Annotated in this window: 17 protein-coding genes; 8 read left to right on the top strand and 9 right to left on the bottom strand. The window is 43.8% G+C overall.

Annotated elements, in window-relative coordinates; genetic code table 11:
- Positions 1-14 precede the first annotated feature (14 nt).
- Positions 15-308 carry an NAD(P) transhydrogenase subunit alpha gene (locus tag ACQ4LT_RS02605; RefSeq protein WP_445664444.1) on the top strand — a complete coding sequence of 98 codons (294 nt, stop codon included), beginning with the start codon at positions 15-17 and terminating at the stop codon, positions 306-308.
- Positions 301-1,719, top strand: coding sequence for an NAD(P)(+) transhydrogenase (Re/Si-specific) subunit beta (locus ACQ4LT_RS02600; protein WP_445664443.1), 1,419 nt, complete (start codon positions 301-303; stop codon positions 1,717-1,719). Before ACQ4LT_RS02605 ends, ACQ4LT_RS02600 begins: the two co-directional genes overlap by 8 nt.
- Positions 1,720-1,753: 34 nt before the next feature.
- Here the strand turns inward: ACQ4LT_RS02600 and ACQ4LT_RS02595 are convergent, their stop codons facing one another.
- The 4 genes from ACQ4LT_RS02595 to ACQ4LT_RS02580 form a co-directional block, all read right to left on the bottom strand.
- A complete protein-coding gene (locus ACQ4LT_RS02595; protein WP_445664442.1) occupies positions 1,754-2,122 on the bottom strand; it encodes a four helix bundle protein in 369 nt (122 codons plus the stop codon).
- Between the two features lie 141 nt (positions 2,123-2,263).
- Positions 2,264-2,761 (bottom strand): DUF2231 domain-containing protein, encoded by a 498-nt coding sequence (locus tag ACQ4LT_RS02590; RefSeq protein WP_445664441.1) that lies wholly within the window; start codon positions 2,759-2,761, stop codon positions 2,264-2,266.
- Between the two features lie 12 nt (positions 2,762-2,773).
- A complete protein-coding gene (locus ACQ4LT_RS02585) occupies positions 2,774-3,100 on the bottom strand; it encodes a hypothetical protein (RefSeq protein ID WP_445664440.1) in 327 nt (108 codons plus the stop codon).
- 192 nt (positions 3,101-3,292) lie between these two features.
- The gene (locus ACQ4LT_RS02580) at positions 3,293-4,573 is read right to left on the bottom strand and encodes a spinster family MFS transporter (protein WP_445664439.1); all 1,281 of its coding nucleotides are present in this window, start codon (positions 4,571-4,573) and stop codon (positions 3,293-3,295) included.
- A 298-nt stretch (positions 4,574-4,871) separates the two neighbouring features.
- Here ACQ4LT_RS02580 and nth point away from each other — a divergent pair, with 298 nt between their 5' ends.
- Together nth and amrB are read left to right on the top strand one after the other, a co-directional pair.
- A complete protein-coding gene (gene nth / locus ACQ4LT_RS02575; RefSeq protein ID WP_445664438.1) occupies positions 4,872-5,582 on the top strand; it encodes an endonuclease III in 711 nt (236 codons plus the stop codon).
- Between the two features lie 99 nt (positions 5,583-5,681).
- A complete protein-coding gene (gene amrB, locus ACQ4LT_RS02570) occupies positions 5,682-6,932 on the top strand; it encodes an AmmeMemoRadiSam system protein B (RefSeq protein ID WP_445664437.1) in 1,251 nt (416 codons plus the stop codon).
- A gap of 126 nt (positions 6,933-7,058) precedes the next feature.
- Here amrB and gldC read toward each other — a convergent pair whose 3' ends face one another.
- On the bottom strand, positions 7,059-7,397 hold the full coding sequence (gldC, locus tag ACQ4LT_RS02565) for a gliding motility protein GldC (protein ID WP_445664436.1): 339 nt from the start codon (positions 7,395-7,397) through the stop codon (positions 7,059-7,061).
- Between the two features lie 250 nt (positions 7,398-7,647).
- On the opposite strand from gldC, the gene ACQ4LT_RS02560 reads away from it, so the two are divergent.
- Complete coding sequence (locus ACQ4LT_RS02560; protein ID WP_445664435.1) at positions 7,648-8,637, top strand: carboxypeptidase-like regulatory domain-containing protein; 990 nt, start codon at positions 7,648-7,650, stop codon at positions 8,635-8,637.
- A 74-nt stretch (positions 8,638-8,711) separates the two neighbouring features.
- Here the strand turns inward: ACQ4LT_RS02560 and ahcY are convergent, their stop codons facing one another.
- Positions 8,712-10,025 (bottom strand): adenosylhomocysteinase, encoded by a 1,314-nt coding sequence (gene ahcY / locus ACQ4LT_RS02555; protein WP_445664434.1) that lies wholly within the window; start codon positions 10,023-10,025, stop codon positions 8,712-8,714.
- 106 nt (positions 10,026-10,131) lie between these two features.
- Positions 10,132-10,677, bottom strand: a complete 546-nt coding sequence (locus ACQ4LT_RS02550) for a TlpA family protein disulfide reductase (RefSeq protein WP_445664433.1) — start codon at positions 10,675-10,677, stop codon at positions 10,132-10,134.
- A gap of 175 nt (positions 10,678-10,852) precedes the next feature.
- Here ACQ4LT_RS02550 and lhgO point away from each other — a divergent pair, with 175 nt between their 5' ends.
- The 3 genes from lhgO (at position 10,853) to ACQ4LT_RS02535 (ending at position 15,619) form a co-directional block, all read left to right on the top strand.
- Positions 10,853-12,058 (top strand): L-2-hydroxyglutarate oxidase, encoded by a 1,206-nt coding sequence (gene lhgO / locus ACQ4LT_RS02545; RefSeq protein ID WP_445664432.1) that lies wholly within the window; start codon positions 10,853-10,855, stop codon positions 12,056-12,058.
- Positions 12,059-12,184: 126 nt separating this feature from the next.
- On the top strand, positions 12,185-15,091 hold the full coding sequence (locus ACQ4LT_RS02540; protein ID WP_445664431.1) for an FAD-binding and (Fe-S)-binding domain-containing protein: 2,907 nt from the start codon (positions 12,185-12,187) through the stop codon (positions 15,089-15,091).
- 129 nt (positions 15,092-15,220) lie between these two features.
- A complete protein-coding gene (locus ACQ4LT_RS02535; RefSeq protein ID WP_445664430.1) occupies positions 15,221-15,619 on the top strand; it encodes a cupredoxin domain-containing protein in 399 nt (132 codons plus the stop codon).
- A 107-nt stretch (positions 15,620-15,726) separates the two neighbouring features.
- On the opposite strand, the gene ACQ4LT_RS02530 is transcribed toward ACQ4LT_RS02535, so the two are convergent.
- Together ACQ4LT_RS02530 and recN are read right to left on the bottom strand one after the other, a co-directional pair.
- Entirely contained in the window at positions 15,727-16,110 is a 384-nt protein-coding gene (locus tag ACQ4LT_RS02530; RefSeq protein ID WP_445664429.1) for a rhodanese-like domain-containing protein, read from the bottom strand.
- A gap of 165 nt (positions 16,111-16,275) precedes the next feature.
- Positions 16,276-17,988, bottom strand: a complete 1,713-nt coding sequence (recN, locus tag ACQ4LT_RS02525) for a DNA repair protein RecN (protein WP_445664428.1) — start codon at positions 17,986-17,988, stop codon at positions 16,276-16,278.
- Positions 17,989-18,143: the final 155 nt, after the last annotated feature.

Below are 18,143 nucleotides of genomic sequence, written 5' to 3'. Positions count from 1 at the left end.
TTAATTACACAGTCATGTCAGGACTCATTTTTAATTTATTTATCTTCGTACTGGCCTCATTTATAGGCTTCGAGCTTATCTCGAAAGTTCCGCCAACGCTACACACTCCATTAATGTCAGGTGCTAATGCCATTTCGGGCATTACCATTTTGGGCGCTCTCATTGTTGCGGGTCAGGTGGATAACCAAATCGCCCAATATATCGGATTCGTGGCCATCGTTTTTGCAACCATCAACGTTGTAGGCGGATTTATGGTAACCGACCGCATGCTGGAAATGTTCAAGAAAAAAGATAAGAACAATGAGTGATTTTCTACCACCATCTATCCAAGCGATTCTACCTGATCTAATCCAGCTGGTTTACCTGGTAGCTACTGGTATTTTTATTATTGGGATTAAACGCCTCGGTTCTCCCGCAACCGCACGATCAGGTAATCAATTAGCTGCTCTGGGAATGTTCATCGGTGTTGTTGTCACGCTATTTGACCAGCAAATTATCACTTACGAGTACATTATTGCAGGTATCGTAGTTGGAGCAGCCATTGGTGCTACAGCTGCCAAAAAAGTAGAAATGACCGCCATGCCCGAGATGGTTGCTATTTTTAATGGATTTGGCGGTGGAGCATCGGCAGTAGTTGCCTGGGGTGAATTCACCCGCTTCGAAGCTTCTGCCATTGCTACGCAGGACTTAGTAACCATCGGACTCAGTATCCTCATCGGTTCTATTACTTTTACCGGCAGTTTTATCGCCTTTGGGAAGCTCAAGGGATTCATCAGCGGAAACCCCATTACCTTTCCCGGACACAATATTTTTAATGGATTACTAACAATCGGTACCCTTGGACTCGTCGGGTGGCTCACCTATGATCCCACAAGTCAGCTAATATTCTGGATGTTGTTTGGTATTGCACTCTTACTCGGAATTTTGACAGTCATTCCTATCGGTGGAGCGGATATGCCGGTCGTCATTTCGCTATTGAACTCCTACTCCGGGATTGCTGCCTCGATGGCCGGATTTGTCATCAACAATAACCTGCTCATTATCAGTGGTGCGCTTGTCGGAGCAGCCGGACTCATCCTCACAAATATTATGTGTAAAGCCATGAATCGCTCACTCGGTAATGTGCTATTCGGTGCCTTCGGCGGTGATAGTGGTTCGGGAAGTGGTCCGGCCGCAGACACCGACAAGACCGTCCGCGAAACAACACCTGATGATGTGGCTCTGCAATGCGCCTATTCCGACCGCGTAGTTGTTGTACCGGGATACGGATTAGCAGTTGCCCAGGCCCAACACGTGCTCAAAGAAGTCGTCGACAAACTTGAAAAACGAGGCGTGGAAGTTAAATATGGGATTCATCCCGTTGCGGGACGTATGCCCGGACATATGAATGTGCTTTTGGCCGAAGCCGATGTGCCTTACGATCAGCTTTATGATATGGAGCAGATCAATCCGGAATTTAAGTCAACGGATGTGGTGCTGATTATCGGGGCCAATGATGTTGTAAATCCAGTGGCCAAAACAGAGCCCGGAAGTCCAATTTACGGTATGCCGATTATGAATGTGGATGAAGCTGAACGAACGATTGTCTTTAAGCGGAGCCTAAGTCCCGGTTTTGCCGGCATTGATAATCCACTTTTTTATAAAGAGTCCAACCAGATGTTTTTTGGGGATGCCAAGAAAACCTTGCAGTCCCTGGCAAAATCTTTAGATGATGTATAATCAAGATTCAGGATTTAAGAAACAGGATCTCCTCTTAGCTTTTATGTCCTTTTTCAACTGACTTAATAAAATCGTGAAGTTTTCGGCCCAGAATGTCTAACTTCTGTGACAACCTTTGGAATATCTCTTCATCATTTAAAGAACCTGTTTCTAATAGTATTTCAAGATGATCTCGAGTTTCATCTACGGAGGAATGAGCATAAATCAAGAATCTTATAAAATCTTGTTTGTATCGTCTCCTACCATATTGCTCAAAAATATTCGACCTAATAGATTTTGAAGAACGTCTAATCTGACTTCCCGTCTCATATAATCCAAATTTGGGTGGTTTCATAGACATTTTATGTACATCTATAACCACTTCTCTTGACAATTTCCAAATATCTAATTTTTTATAACTCATAATTTTCAGCCTTTTTATAAGAAAGACCGATATGATCCAGATACCTTACAGAAAAACTTTGTAGGCTTACACTTACAATACCAATTCAGGATATTCTATTGTAAGCTTCCCTATCTTTCATCCTGTGACCTGCATCCTACTCTATTCAAACTCCACACACCCTTCTGTAGGCTGATATACTGCAGCCGATTGTTGATAGACGAGCTCACCTCCAAGATGCCCCACATAACCCAAGAAACCGCAACCTGCAATAAGTAAAATTCCTAACCCAAAGTGCAGGTACTTTTTAGTAATAATATTCAGATAGCCCTTAAATGCTACCCAGTCAATCACTACAAAAGCAGAAAACAAATATCCCACGGTAAAAGCAAAGCGCTCATGATCTTTAGCAACCGTAGGATCACACAGTGAACGTGCCACTTGCCCATCAGCCAAATTGCCGGTGTACACTGCAACCCAGGCTCCAATCGTACCAATAAAAACCAACAACCTACCCGAAGGGCGTAGATGCGGAAATTGTTTGTGTAGAAACATGCTTGCAATCCAGAACAATGAACCCACAAGCAGTAACGCTACCGGGATATGAACAACAAACGGGTGGATCAACTCCACCCGCCACATACTTAATGGATCTTGCATTTCAATTAATCCCTATCGGTTTTCGAGAATCTCAACTCGCAAAGGATCTAAACGCTGGCCTACCTTCTCAACTTCAACGCGAACATTTTGTCCAGTAGCAAGGCTATCAAATGGAACGGCTGTTGTATCTTTCACCAATTCAGTCTCTTCGATAAAATATAACTCCAATGTTTTGTCATCTGCTGTTTTTACATAAATTTCAGATTCCTCCGCATTCACTTCCTGTATCGTTCCTTCATAGATACCGCTCTCTACAACATCTGTCGACTCCCCGCCACATGCTACAACAAGCATTAGCACTATCGCGAAGCTTCCCAATTTTGTGATCAATGATTTCATAGTCTTTCTTTGTTAGATTAATGATAATTAGAATACCCTTTATAACACTTTAAAGTTAAGGGGTTTGTAATCAGAAGCAAACATTCGTAAAGAGATTCGAAAAATCAATATAAAGCTAATATTTGAATATGGATACAAATGAAAACTGATTACAACCAATAAATCTATATTAGATACAACAAGATTTACAGCCTAACTTTCTTCCTCATCCCGATCATAATGTTGCATAGCCATCCAGAAAAAGATTGTCGCCAATACTCCACAGCAGGTAAATACCAGCATCAGGGCTTTTGCCGCGCCGTAATCTCCGGTAAAAATCGTATCCATGAGCCATCCGGTAAGTGGCGGACCAATACCAAATCCCACCACGCTAATCACAAACAGATACAATCCGCTGGCCAACGCCCGCATATTTGGCTTCACCAAATACTGCAAAATTGCTGCCGCAATTCCGTTGTAGGATGAGGAAATCACATTCGCCAACCCAATTAAAATCAACGCTGTCATCGCAGATTCTGCAAACAATCCATAATAGTACAGTGGCAGGCACCCCAAAGCTGCAACGATACCCGGTACAAACCGATACGAAGGTTTTATTTTTTGACCCAGCCAGTCCGCAGCCTTGCCCGACGCCATCACGCTGAGTCCCGTCGCCATCATAAACCAGCCATATTGCGGAACCAAGGAACCTGCACCATGGATATCAGTAAGGACTATCCCAATAAAACCCAAAATTGTGTAGCCGGTAAAAGCCATAAAAGAGAATCCAAGGAAATGGTATCGTATGGTTTTTTTGCGGATGATATACCCGACCACATCGCCAAAACTCTGCTCGGCATCAAATCGCCGGTTCTCTTGGGATTGCGTAATCCCTCTGGGAAACTCTTTAATCACAAACCACGCTACGGCAGCAATCAGCAGCCCCGGTGCTCCCACGGCTATCAAAGAGGTGCGCCAATCGTAAGCTTCGGCAATGCCACCGCCAACCAAGAATGAAACGCCAATCCCTACAAATATTCCGGCAGCATAAATAGAAAAAACCGTCCCTCGCTGTTCGGGCTTAAAATAATCAGAAAGCAAGGAATATACGGCCGGACTTAAGGCCGATTCACTCATCCCCACAAAGAAACGGGCGACAATCAGAAAAGTAAGTGAAGTCGCAAATCCACTAACTACGGTCATCAGGCTCCACACCACCAAGCCGACTACGATCATAAGCTTCCGGGAATAAATGTCAGCCAGCCGCCCCATCGGTATACCGCACAACGCATAAATAAAGGAAAAGGCGGTGCCGTAGAGAATGCCTACCTGGAAATTACTCAGCGAAAGTTCATCCTGAATCTCCGGAGCTAATACCGCAATAATTTGTCGATCTACAAAGCTGGAAATATAGATGAGGGTTAGCAATCCCAGTACTAACCACGCATAAGGACTCGAAACTAATTTTTTAGCCTTTTCTTTTGGTAGAGACATTCCGTTTGTTTTCATTTATTTAGTGAAGGCAAAGGTAGGGGAAATTAGACGTTGAAATCTACCTTTGACAATAATTTTTTACTGCAAACTCTGAACTCACGAATGTTCGAGACACGCCAAGTTCAGGATCACACAAAAACAATAATAGAAACCTTAGCAAAACCCATCTGATGGCTGATTTTGCCATCCGATGGGTACGTTAGAACTTTGTTAATCCATCCGATCGCAAATTCAGCGTTCGGATGAGGTAGTAATTCGAAACCTTCTATCAAGTATATCCGATAAACAATCATCAAAAATGGCGAAAACCAAGCAGTACGATGATCTCCCGAAACTCCCCGAAAAAACGGAAGAGCAAAAAGCCCATGCCAAAGAAATTCTGGATAAACTTTACGAGCACTATCCGAATCCGCATTGTGCATTAGACTATCGAAACCCCTTTGAATTACTATGTGCCACCATTTTGAGCGCACAGTGCACCGATGTACGCGTCAATAAGACGACACCGAGTTTGTTTGAAGCTTATCCAACGCCCGAAGCCATGGCTGAAGCACCCATTCAAGAATTGGAAGAGCTCGTTCGTTCCACCGGTTTTTATCGCAACAAGGCCAAGGCATTAAAGCAATCATCCCAAGCTATTGTAGAAAAACACGACGGCGAAGTCCCCCAGAACATGGACGATCTTTTGGAGTTTTATGGTGTTGCACGTAAAACGGCCAATGTGGTGCTTGGCAATGCCTTTAATATAAATAAGGGGGTTGTTGTGGATACACACGTGCGTCGATTTTCAAATCGGTATGGACTTACGGAGCACGAAAAAAACACGGACAAAATCGAACGTGACCTCATGGCGCTCTTTCCGCGGGAACACTGGACCAATCTTTCGCATTTGATGATTCACCACGGGCGGAATGCCTGCAAGTCGCGTATTTCCGAACCGCCCGATCATCCACTTTGTGAGCAGTATGGGATTAAGTGCGAATGTCAGGCAATGAGGAAAAATAATTGATCTAATAATCATCCCCCTTAGTCCCCCTTCGAAGGGGGAAATTCACTGTGCTTTTCAATGAATCAGGGAGATAAAAAAACAGAAGAAAATCAATAAACTATGAGTGAGGAAAAGCTTTTTGATTCTAAGTCACAACCTATTCCCCCTTTGCGGCGGGATATTCAGGTTATACCCATACAAGAAAATGGCAGTGCCCTCCTCTATTTCCATGATCAGCGAGGATATGCCACTTCTGATTTTGCCCTAAAGCGCGAAGCCGGGCAATTGCTTTCTATCCTCGACGGACAAAAAAGCATTAACGACCTGGAGCCTCACCTGGGAAAGGGCATCAGCAAAGATGATCTGTTACAATTTATCCAGCTGTTGGATAAAAACCGGGTTTTAGCTTCCGATTATTTTGAGCAGCATGCCGAAACCATCGAAGCGAAATATGAGGCATCAACAGTGCACCAATCCGTAACGGCCGGCAACTCTTACCCTGCCGATCCCAACGACCTAAAAGATTATTTGGATAACGCTTTTGCAAAGCATGCCCAAGAAAATCTCAACTTACCCGACTCTGCTAAAGCCCTTTATGCTCCGCATATCGATCCCCGGGTTGCGTTGGAAAGTTATGTAAAGGCTTTTGCTCCCATTCGTGATTTAAAACCCAACCGCGTAATTATGCTGGCTACATCGCATCATGCCGGACTCTATCCCGATCTCTATCAAAACAATCCTTTTATTCTGATCAATAAAGACTTTAACATGCCATTGGGAACGATTCCCAGAGATCAGAAAGCTATTAAGAAATTACAACATGCCGATACTGACATGGGAATCTCCGCCCATGATCGTGCTCACCGTATGGAGCACAGCCTCGAACTGCACCTACTTTTTCTGAGCTATCTTTGGGATCACGAATACGAAATTGTGCCTTTCGTTATCCGAGGGCTGGACGACTTGTATTATGTGGAAGATGGTCATTTGGGTCAGCAGCTTAATAATTTTTCCGCATTTCTAAACAAAAAGTACGCGGATGATAACGACACCTTTTTCCTAATCAGTGGCGACTTAGCTCATATCGGCAAAAAGTTTGGGGATGACTCACCAGCCGCAACAATGTTTGATGATGTAAAGTCCTTCGATCAGCGCTTTTTAGAACATGGATCTCAAAACAGCCGGGCTGCAATGCTTGAACTCATGAAAAAAGATTATGACCCTTATCGCATTTGTGGATTCCCACCGCTATATACCTTCCTACAGGCTATGCCTAATATACAGGGAGAAATTTTGAGCTATGATTTATGGGATGAACGTGAACGAGACAGTGCCGTGACTTTTGGTTCTATTTTATACAATGATCAGTAACCATTTTGAAAAATAGTTATCTCATTGCACATTCCGTTCTGTAGAAATCTTTATTTACTCTTGTAAAAAACAAAGATTTCTCGCTTCACTACGTTCTGCTCGAAATGACAAGGTGGTTTTTTTTATCTACTTATCAAGGATCTCCATTTTGTCGGCGAAGTAAGCAGTGAAATCACGCATATCTTCAGCCATCCCCTCTTCTTCGGTGGCATTTTCCAGTGTATCAGCCATCGTTACCAGCGTCTGATGAAAGAAGATTTTCATCTCATCTTTGGTCATCTCTTTTGTCCACAAATCCAAGCGCAGCGTATCCTGCTTTTTGGGGTCCCACATCGATAAAAACATCGCCTTGCAGTTGGCAATACCTTCACCCTCTTTATCGGTAGCATTCCAGTCTATTTTTTCGGGCACATTATTATCGTCGAGCTCTACAGTAATACTAATTTCTTTTTTGTTATCAGACATAATATCTATTCATTTAAAATTTTGACATAAAAATATTCAAAACTTCCCAACTTTATAAAAAGAACAACAATGAATTTGACCTCTTTTGTTCATCTGTCACGCATATACTACTGAAGCATTTGTAGTTTCAGGATTTATCATAACTAAGAAATTTCTCTCAATATTAAACAAGACCTCTGCGATAAATTTTGGGCTTCAATCAATGTATGCCAATAATTTTGATTTTAAACTCAATAAAAAGACATCTGTTATGAAGTTGTATACCTATCCGGCAATACGTTCTTTAATATACAAGCTATTCACCGTAGTCTTATTCACAACTTTTTTCTTTTGGGGATGTTCACCAAGTGCACAGTTATTAAACGATATACCTGTCAATTCAGCAGAAATAAAGGTACTAAATCAAAATAATGAACCTATAGAAGGGGCCCAGGTTGAAGCCTCGAATGGACGTAAATCCACTACTGATTCCACCGGTGTTGCTACGATACGATTTGGAACCGTCGGCCTTTACACCGTTAGCGTAATAGCAGAAAATTATATGCCTTCAAATTTTACGCTCACCATGCCATCCGCCAACAATGAAACGTTCACCCGTCATCTATCGCAACAGGTTAACTACACAGGGATGAGTGGAATGAACTTTGGTTCGGCCAATATGTACCCCATGATGTTCAGCTATCTCTTCAGTAGTTACGGATACGGTCTTGAGTTAGACTCCTATGAAGAATCAGAAATGACAAAATGGAAAATCACGACTGAAGGTGATGGTCTCATCATGAAGAAAGCCTTTCTGAAAAAGTTAGATAACGGCAAAGAGTGGTGGCAAATCGCTCTCCTTGAAAAGGAATCCGAGAACCCTCAATACATCGCCGAGGTACTGTTTTCCGAAAATAGAAAATCTATCCTCCGATATCGGGAACAGGTGGCAGATGGAGAAATACAGGAGAAGCCGGTTTCTGAAGGCTGGTACAGTCAACCTACAGAACTCACACAAGAATCAATTGAAGGTGCAAAGGAAAAAACTAATGTATCTGTTGAAACACCAGCGGGAACTTTTAAAACAGACTTGCTGAACTTTGGAGTTACCGTTGGAACATCTCTTAAAATGTGGCGTGTGGATAAAGGCATTCCGGGCGGTGTTGTAAAATACCAAACAACAAGAGAGGGAGAAGTCTTATACGAGAGTGAACTGCTCTCGTACGGGAATGATGCCAAATCGCTACTTAACAGCTTTTAAAGCTGAAAATAAAAAGGCCTCATTCATCGCAAAATGAATGAGGCCAAAATTAATTACTAAACTGCTATTAAAAATTAATAGCGATAATGATCAGGCTTGTATGGTCCCTCTTTGGGAACATCAATATATTCAGCCTGCTCTTCAGAAAGCTCTTCAAGCTCCACTCCAATTTTCTTGAGGTGCAGACGAGCCACTTTTTCATCCAGCTCTTTTGGCAATACACTTACTTCCAGATCAAAATCTTCCGGACGATTCCAGAGTGCAATCTGTGCCAGCGTCTGGTTGGTAAAGCTGTTTGACATCACAAAAGAGGGATGCCCTGTTGCATTACCAAGGTTCATCAAGCGACCTTCGGAAAGGAGAATAATCTCTTTTCCATTGTCATCGAGCTTAAACAGATCAACCTGCGGCTTGATGTTATCGCGCTCAGAATTTTCTTTGAGCCAAGATACATCAATTTCGTTATCAAAGTGACCGATATTACCGACAATCGTCTTATCCTTCATATTCTTGAAGTGACGCTCAGTAATAATATCTTTATTACCCGTTGCCGTAACTACGATGTCTGCTTCTTTAACAGCATCGTCCATCTTCATCACTCTGTAGCCTTCCATAGCAGCTTGAAGTGCACAGATGGGATCAATTTCCGTAACGATAACACGAGCACCGGCTCCGCGTAACGAAGCAGCAGAACCTTTCCCGACGTCGCCGTATCCGGCAACAACCGCAACTTTTCCTGCCAGCATAATATCGGTAGCACGCTTAACCGCATCTACACAAGACTCGCGGCAACCGTACTTATTGTCAAACTTTGATTTGGTTACCGAATCATTAACGTTGATTGCAGGAGCACCCAGCGTTCCGTTTTTCGACATTTGATAGAGGCGATTCACACCGGTCGTGGTCTCCTCAGAAATTCCGTTGATGCCGTCAAGCAGCTCGGGATAATCTTCATGCACCAGCTTGGTCAAATCTCCACCGTCATCAAGAATCATATTCAGCGGCTCACCGTCTTCAAAGAAGAGCGTCTGCTCAATCGCCCACCAAAACTCTTCTTCGTTCATTCCTTTCCATGCATATACCGGAACACCTCGCTCTGCCATTGCAGCAGCGGCGTGATCTTGGGTAGAAAAAATATTGCATGAAGACCACTGAACTTCAGCGCCGAGCTCAAGTAATGTTTCAATCAATACTGCTGTTTGTACCGTCATATGCAGGCAACCCGCGATACGTGCTCCTTTCAACGGTTGTTCATCTGCATATTCTTCGCGGAGTGCCATCAGCCCGGGCATTTCTGCTTCGGCCAAACGTATCTCTTTACGGCCAAAATCAGCCAGTCCAATGTCCTTAACTTTGTAAGGAAGTTTCTCTTTTACCTTCTGTGTCATGAATTTTATTACTTAATTTCCGTTTTGTGAAAGTTTATAAAAATACAATATTTACCGACGTTACTCAACAACAGCGAATTAAAATAGATTCCTTCGTAATACTATATTATTTATGCTGCTCGATGATCTTTTTTAGTTTCTTATAATCTTCCTTTGGGCCGGACGTTCCCATCGACTTTTCTATAAAATTTCCTTCGGCATCAACATATACCTTAAAGGGGATACCCTGCACGCCTAACTTTCGATGCAGGTTATTTGAATCCATGAGATACTCGAAGGTATAATCATTCTTCTGGGCAAAGGCCTCAGCATCTTCCTTTGTATCCGTAAATCCGGGTGTAACTGCCAGCACTACAAAACTATCAGAATATTCTTCCTGCACTTTCTGCATAGTTGGAAAACTTGCCAGACAGGGTTTGCACCATGTCTCCCAAAAATCGATAAGTACCACCTTCCCTTCAAAATCCGAAATTGACACCTCATTACCATCAAAATCAGTAAACGTAGCCTGCTCTACATACTCGGCGTCCGTTTGCGGTTCTGACTCTGTTTCCGACGTCGTTTTCTGCTGCGGCTCATCTGAGGAGCTACAACTTGCTATCAGTATAAAAGCGAATGCAAGTAAAAAGGAAATACCGGATCTTCTAATCATAAATTTCATATTGTATATTAATAAGTAAGATAAATCTGCTTTAACAACGAAGGAATATAAAATCAATTTCACACTAATTTAATTCTTATCCCAAAAAGAATAACGTTTTATTTATCCCCAGTCTGCGTTTTTGTATTTTTGGCGACTAATTTTAGGGATGAATAAACTTTAGCTCATGGCAACATACGATTTCATCATAGTTGGAGCCGGTATTATTGGTCTTTCAACAGCATATAAAATTTCTGAATCCTACCCAGATTTAGATATCCTGGTGCTTGAAAAAGAAGACAACGTTGCTGCTCACCAGACCGGCAACAACTCAGGCGTTATTCACTCGGGTATTTACTACAAGCCTAACAGCTATCGTGCGAAAAATTGCGTGGACGGACGCCACCAACTTGTCGATTTTTGCAAGCAATATGATGTAGATTATGAAATTTGTGGCAAGGTGATTGTCGCCACCGATGAAGATGATATTCCGCGTTTAAACAAAATTTTTGAAACGGGTCAAATTAACGGAATCGAGAACATCAAAAAAATCGACCCACAGGAAGTTACCGAAATTGAACCTTACGTTACCAACAGTGTAAAAGGTATTCACGTGCCCTGTTCGGGCATTGTGGATTATATGGGCGTTTGCCAACAACTGCGAACGCTTATCGAACAAAACGGCAACCGCGTTGCCTGTGGACAAGAGGTTACCCAAATTAAACAAAAGGAAAGCAGTCTTGCGGTTAATACCACAATCGATGTCTTTTCCGGGAGATACCTAATCAACTGTGCCGGTTTGTACAGCGATCATGTGGCAGAATCTGCAGGGGTTCACCCCGATATCCAAATCGTGCCCTTCCGAGGTGAATACTATGAGCTAAAACCGGAAGTCGAGCATTTTGTTAACGGATTGATTTACCCTATGCCCAATCCGGCGTTTCCATTCCTGGGCGTGCACTTTACCAAAATGGTCCGCGGTGCAGTAGAATGCGGACCCAATGCCGTTTTTGCTTTTAAACGCGAAGGCTATGATAAGCTCTCTTTTGATCTGGAGGAAACCATTGAAACGCTCAACTTTCCAGGATTCTATAACCTGTCCAGAAAGTACTGGAAAATGGGATTGGATGAGTGGTACCGATCCTTTTCCAAAAGAGCTTTTGTAAAAGGACTTCAAAAATTAATCCCCTCCATTCGTCCCAAACATCTCCAACCATCCCCTTCAGGCGTTCGTGCAATGGCTCTGAAGCCAAATGGCGAAATTCTGGATGATTTCCAATTTGAAGTTACTGATCGAGAAATTCATGTCCTCAATGCCCCAAGTCCCGCCGCAACAGCCGGACTTGCCATTGGCGATGAGATCCTGAAACGCGCCGAAAAAGCTTTTATGTAATTTAAACCCCAAAGGTTTCCGAAATCCTCGGGATTTTATCTATCCTTTTATAGATGCTGAAACAAGCTCAGCATGACACGATAGAATTGTTGCAAAGGCAGCTAAATATTGGTATATCTTTCTCCTATGGATATATCTGTTCAAGCCTCCACTCCCAACATTCATACCGACAACCAAACTCGCCGCTTATATGCCAATGACGCCTCCAGCTATGAGGAATTGCCTGAAGGTGTAGCTTTTCCAAAATCTCAGCATGAGATTGTAAAACTTATTCAATGGGCTCGCGAAAACGGCAAGAGTATCACCGCACGGGGAGCGGGTACCAGCCTGGCGGGACAAACGACCGGCGGGGGCATCGTGATGGATGTTGGACGCAACATGAACCAGATCATTGAAATTAACGAAAGAGAGCAGTTTGCACATGTACAGCCGGGCGTCATTCGGGATACCTTAAACCGGGAAGCCGGCAAATATAACCTGCTCTTTGGTCCCGATACGGCCACGACCAATCGCTGCATGATCGGCGGAATGATCGGCAACAATTCTTGCGGTATCTTTTCTATCAAACATAAAACAACTCGCGAGCATGTCCTCGAAATTGATGCTGTTTTAAGTGACGGTTCCCATACTACTTTTAAACCACTTTCCGAGACTGAACTGGCGGCCAAAATGGAGCTCGATACGCTTGAAGGACATATCTATCGAGAAATAGTTTCACTTATTCGTGAGCATCGCAATCAAATTTTAGAAAACTATCCGCATCCCGAAATTATTCGGCGTAATACCGGTTATGCCCTTGATCGTCTCTGCGAAATGCAGCCGTTCAACTCTGACGGCAGAAAATTCAATATGGCTGAATTGCTTTGTGGCAGTGAGGGGACATTAGCCATGACTACTTCGGCAAAATTAAATCTCGTGCCCCGTGATTCTGAATCCATAATTTTAGCGCCCCATTTTTCAACAATCCGAAAAGCCCTTGAAGCCACAGTCGAAATTGTGAAGGAAGATCCTGCTGCCGTTGAGTTGGTTGACGATGTTATTCTCAACGCAACCAAAGGCAACATCGAACAGCGCGAAAACCGCTTCTTTTTGGATGGGGATCCCAAAGCGATTCTTATTGTCCAGTTTGACGGCGACGATGCTAATAACCTCCGCCAAAAAGCTGAAAAGCTTTCCAAAAAAATACAGGAGATGGAACTCAGTGATACTACGCCTATCATTACTGATGAGGACAAAATGGAACGGGTTTGGAATCTGCGTAAAGCGGGTCTGGGGCTACTGATGGGACTTGGCTCAGAGGGACGTACACCTACTTTTGCTGAAGATACGGCTGTGCGTGTTTCCGATCTGCCCGATTACATCGATGACTTCCAAAAAATTTTGGACAAGCACGAAACCGACTGTGTGTTTTATGCACACGCTTCAGTTGGAGAACTGCACTTGCGTCCGGTCATAGATCTGCAAAAGCCGAAGGAAATCGAGAAAATGAAAACGATGGCCGGTGAAATTGCCGACCTGGTCCGAAGTTATCGCGGATCGCTATCCGGAGAACACGGCGACGGACGTGCACGAGCCCCGTATATCGAAAAAGTGCTTGGGGCAGAGATGATGCCGCTTCTCGAGAAGGTAAAACAAATCTGGGATCCTCAACATATTTTCAATCCCGGTAAAATTACCGATCCCAAACCGATGGAGCAGGATCTTCGGTATTCTCCTTCTTATCAAAAGCCCAAAGTAGACACCCATTTCAACTGGCGCAAGGAGGAGAGCTTTGCAGACGCGGTAGAGCTTTGCAACGGTGCGGGCGTTTGCCGTAAGCTTTCAGAAAGTGGAGGTACGATGTGTCCCAGCTACATGGCTACCAAAGAGGAAAAGGATTCCACTCGCGGACGGGCAAATCTATTTCGACAGCTATTTTCCGGTAAGCAGAAAGAGGCTTTTCAATCAGAAGAGCTGAAGGACGCGCTGGATCTTTGTCTGAGTTGCAAAGCGTGCAAAAGCGAATGTCCCGCCAATGTGGATATGGCAAAAATGAAAGCCGAATTCACTCAGGGATGGCATCAAGAACACGGAATATCGCTGGGCGAACGATTTTTTGGTCAGGCGGCCAAACTGTATCCCCTGGCTTCGCTGTTTCCACAACTTTCAAACTGGCTCTTGAAACAACCCGTTACCAAAGAATTACTGCAACAATTTCTGGGGATCGACAAGCGCCGCGATTTGCCGACTTTTGCCAATCAAACATTTATGAATTGGTGGGAAAATAACAAAGCTAATTCAACTCGTCCGACGTCAAGCCCAGACGTTGGACGAGAAAGCAGACAAGAAGTGGTTCTCTTAATAGATATTTTTACCAATTACCACGAACCGGAAATCGGCAAAGCGGCTGTTCGATTTTTAGAGTCCCGAGATTATAGAGTCATTGTCCCCAATTTTCACGAGGTCGGACGTCCACAAATATCCAAAGGAATGCTTACCCACGCTAAAGAAATCCTGGATACTAACCTACCCCGGCTGGCCAATTTTGCCGATCAGGAAATACCTATTATCGGACTCGAGCCTTCGGAGATTTTAACGCTGCGCGATGAATACCTCGATTTATGTGACGAAGACCAGGTTCACTCAGCACAAAAAGTAGCCGATGCCAGCTATACTTTTGAAGAATTCGCCGCTAACTTGCCGGCAGATTCTTCTGTATCCCCAAAAAACAAAAAAGTGTTTATACACGGACACTGCCACGCCAAATCACTCATTGGCAATTCAGCCATCCGCAAAATGCTGGAACGCGCCGGCTATGAGGTTGAGGTGGGAGACACCGGCTGCTGCGGAATGGCGGGCAGCTTTGGATATGAAGTTGGTCATTATGAGGTATCAATGGATATTGGGAAACAACGTTTATTCCCTACCCTGCAAGGTCTTCCGGAAGATGCGCTCGTCTGTGTGCCGGGATTTTCGTGCCGTCATCAGATTAAAGATGGCGTTAACTTACAAGCCCTCCACCCTGCCCAACTGCTCGCTGAGACTTTGGCCTGATATTGAAAACCTCCTCTCGGAGGCAACCCTCATCACGAAACTGCTGTATAGGTAAGAAACGACCTTCAGCAATCTAATCAGAATTACGGGGGATTTATTATGCTAATAAACAACCAGCGAAATATACTTTTGACTATTGTTGTATCGGTATTTCTGATTCTCGCAGGATGTAGCGATTCAAGTACCGATTCTGACAACGAGAATAATAACCAAAATCAAGCTGCAAGCTTTTCAAGCGGACCAATTGCACCCGGAGAAACCTTTAGCTATACCTTTGAGGAAGAGGAAACAGCTGACTATTACTGCACTATCCATACACCAGATATGACCGGACAAATTACCGTAACCAGTAGTGTGGAAGCGGTAGATCGAGATACCGTTATCATGGAAAACGACCAGTTTGTGCCCGAAAACCTTGAAGTAGCACCCAATACCGAGGTAGTATGGGTTAACAACCAGGACCACGATCACGATATACAAACGGGTACTCCTTCATCGGATGGTAACGGAGACGATCCGAACTATTAATTTGGCCTGATGTCAAAGATATGACTCCATACTAAGCTCATCTGCAGACTTCTATTACCCATCTTCCCTTGCTTTGAGGTTGGGTGCGAAAGCATCCAACCTCTTTTTTATGTCTCTTTCTTTTTAATAGGATATCCTGCTTCCGCCCAGGATCGAAATCCGCCGGCCATTGATTTTACCTTTTGATATCCCATTTTCTGCAAGTTATCAGCAGCCAGTGCCGAACGATATCCGCCCCCGCAATACAGTACAATTTCTTCATCTGTATCGGGATACTCTTCTTCAATATCACGCTCCAAAATACCCCGCCCAAGATATTCGGCTCCCGCAATACGGGCACTTTTCCATTCATTTTGCTCACGGATATCTAACAATACAAAATCATTATCGGACTTTTGTTTCTGCCTTACTTCTCCGGGTGTAATTTCCTCAATACGAGTTTTAGCGTCATCTACAATTCTTACAAAACGATCGGAGTGATGTTTTCCCATAAATTAGTATCTCTTTGCCACAGAGCTATACAGATTTGAACAGATTTATTGGCTTTAAAAATATCACGAATACGTTTCATTCATTCAACTCCAGAGGTAATTCAACAGATCCTGAAACGAGTATGACTGTGCCAAGGCTTCGTAGTACAGATTCAAGAGGAACCGTCAATTCTTGAAAGTATTTTTATTGATTAATTCCTGAGCACTTTTGAGGGCGGCTTCAGTAACTTCTTCACCGCTCATCAGCGTAGCAACTTCTGTAATGTGCTCATTTTCATCCAATGGAATGATGCGTGATACCGTTCGTCCGTCCTGTTCCACTTTCTGCACTTTATAATGTTTATGCGCCTGACTGGCAATCTGGGGCTGATGCGTAATCGCAATAATCTGGCATCGCTCGGATAAACGACGCATTGTTCGTCCCACTTTCTCAGAAATCTCTCCGCTTATTCCGGTATCAATTTCGTCAAAGATCATTACCGGCAGGCTCTGCTCGCGGGCTATTATGGACTTAAGAGCCAGCATTACACGACTGATTTCTCCACCCGAGGCAATTTTGGCCAGTGGTTTTGGCTCTTCACCCTTATTCGTAGAAATGTACAGTCGAATCTCGTCACAACCATGTTCAGTACACTCTACCGGTTGGCCATCAACCGTAATCCATCCCTGTAATTCCGACGTCAGCATCCAATCCACACGTACCTCAAAATTGGCGTGCGGAATTCCCAGCTTACTCAACTCGTCTTCAATCTGTTTTGAGAGTTGCTCTCCCACTTTTTCACGAACATTGTGTAATTCTTTTGCCTTCTCGGCCAGCACATCAGCCTGATCATCAATTTGGTTCTCCAGCTTCTCAATCTCGAGATCAAAATTCTCTGCCAAGCTTAACTCTTTTTTGATCTCATGCAGATACTCAATCAGCTCGGGAATACTGCGATGATATTTTTTCTGCAGGCTATTCAACTGGTTCTGGCGCTTGCGCAGCTTCTCTAACCGACTGGAATTAAACTCAATCTTGCTGCGGTACCGCTCGGCAAATTGCACCGTCTCCCTGATACTGATACGCGCCGACGAAATTTCCTCCAAATAGCTTTCAAACTCCGGCTCAATTCGGGCAATATCCTCTAAGTGCAATTTAATCTCGTTCAGCAGCCCCATTACATTTATCTCATTGTGATCCCCCATCTCCACAATGGCTCCTGCCTTTTGATCAAGCTCCTCAGCATTATCAAGGAGGTGTATCTCCTCCTCAAGCTTTTCTTCTTCCTCCGGATCAAGGTCTGCATCCTCAAGCTCTTCAACCTGAAATTGATACAGCTCTACCTTTTCCTGCAGCTCACGCTCCCGTTTTTTTAGGCTACGCAATTCTTTTCGAAGCTCTACCATCTCTTGATACGATTGCCTATAGGCTTTCAACGTCGGCTGTACTTCAGCAAATCCATCGATAACACCACGATGATTTTCTTCTTTGAGCAACATTTGGTGATCGTGTTGGCCATGTAGATCCACCAGGTAATTACCCACCTGCCGCAGTACTGAAATATTTACCGGTGTATCGTTGATAAATCCCCGGCTGCCCGACGAACGAATCTCCCGCCTGAGGATCAGCTCCGGACGTTTTTCAACAGCATTTTCTTCGAGCAGTTCGTTAACCTCTTCGTATTCCCCTACATCTATGATAGCTTCGGCAATGGCTTTACTGGCCCCCTGGCGAATCACTTCCGTATCGGCACGTTCGCCTAAAATCATATTGAGTGCCCCAACAATGATTGATTTACCCGCTCCCGTTTGACCGGTTAGGATATTGAGTCCCTCTTGAAAAGAGACTTCCAGCTCATCGATCAATGCAAAATCTTTTATATAAAGTGATTGTATCATAGTCGCTGTACTCTAATTGGATACTAAAATACAAAAAATAGCACATGGAATAACACAAATCGAGGTTTTAGCTATATCTATTATCAACTATCATCCCCCTGTCCCCCTTCAAAGGGGGAAATGCACGGTGATTTTCGTGCAAAGGGGGATGACCC

The organism is Fodinibius sp. AD559 (assembly GCF_052712805.1).
Note: the sequence above shows the minus strand (reverse complement) of the source record. Positions and strands in the feature narration are given on the sequence as shown.

Coding starts and splice junctions, on each gene's coding strand:
- gldC (WP_445664436.1), bottom strand. CDS start 7,397: ATGTCTGATAACAAAAAAGAAATTAGTATTACTGTAGAGCTCGACGAT.
- lhgO (WP_445664432.1), top strand. CDS start 10,853: ATGGCAACATACGATTTCATCATAGTTGGAGCCGGTATTATTGGTCTT.
- ACQ4LT_RS02585 (WP_445664440.1), bottom strand. CDS start 3,100: ATGAAATCATTGATCACAAAATTGGGAAGCTTCGCGATAGTGCTAATG.
- ACQ4LT_RS02590 (WP_445664441.1), bottom strand. CDS start 2,761: ATGCAAGATCCATTAAGTATGTGGCGGGTGGAGTTGATCCACCCGTTT.
- ACQ4LT_RS02580 (WP_445664439.1), bottom strand. CDS start 4,573: ATGTCTCTACCAAAAGAAAAGGCTAAAAAATTAGTTTCGAGTCCTTAT.
- amrB (WP_445664437.1), top strand. CDS start 5,682: ATGAGTGAGGAAAAGCTTTTTGATTCTAAGTCACAACCTATTCCCCCT.
- ACQ4LT_RS02595 (WP_445664442.1), bottom strand. CDS start 2,122: ATGAGTTATAAAAAATTAGATATTTGGAAATTGTCAAGAGAAGTGGTT.
- ACQ4LT_RS02540 (WP_445664431.1), top strand. CDS start 12,185: ATGGATATATCTGTTCAAGCCTCCACTCCCAACATTCATACCGACAAC.
- ACQ4LT_RS02550 (WP_445664433.1), bottom strand. CDS start 10,677: ATGATTAGAAGATCCGGTATTTCCTTTTTACTTGCATTCGCTTTTATA.
- ACQ4LT_RS02600 (WP_445664443.1), top strand. CDS start 301: ATGAGTGATTTTCTACCACCATCTATCCAAGCGATTCTACCTGATCTA.
- ACQ4LT_RS02530 (WP_445664429.1), bottom strand. CDS start 16,110: ATGGGAAAACATCACTCCGATCGTTTTGTAAGAATTGTAGATGACGCT.
- ACQ4LT_RS02560 (WP_445664435.1), top strand. CDS start 7,648: ATGAAGTTGTATACCTATCCGGCAATACGTTCTTTAATATACAAGCTA.
- ahcY (WP_445664434.1), bottom strand. CDS start 10,025: ATGACACAGAAGGTAAAAGAGAAACTTCCTTACAAAGTTAAGGACATT.
- ACQ4LT_RS02605 (WP_445664444.1), top strand. CDS start 15: ATGTCAGGACTCATTTTTAATTTATTTATCTTCGTACTGGCCTCATTT.
- nth (WP_445664438.1), top strand. CDS start 4,872: ATGGCGAAAACCAAGCAGTACGATGATCTCCCGAAACTCCCCGAAAAA.
- recN (WP_445664428.1), bottom strand. CDS start 17,988: ATGATACAATCACTTTATATAAAAGATTTTGCATTGATCGATGAGCTG.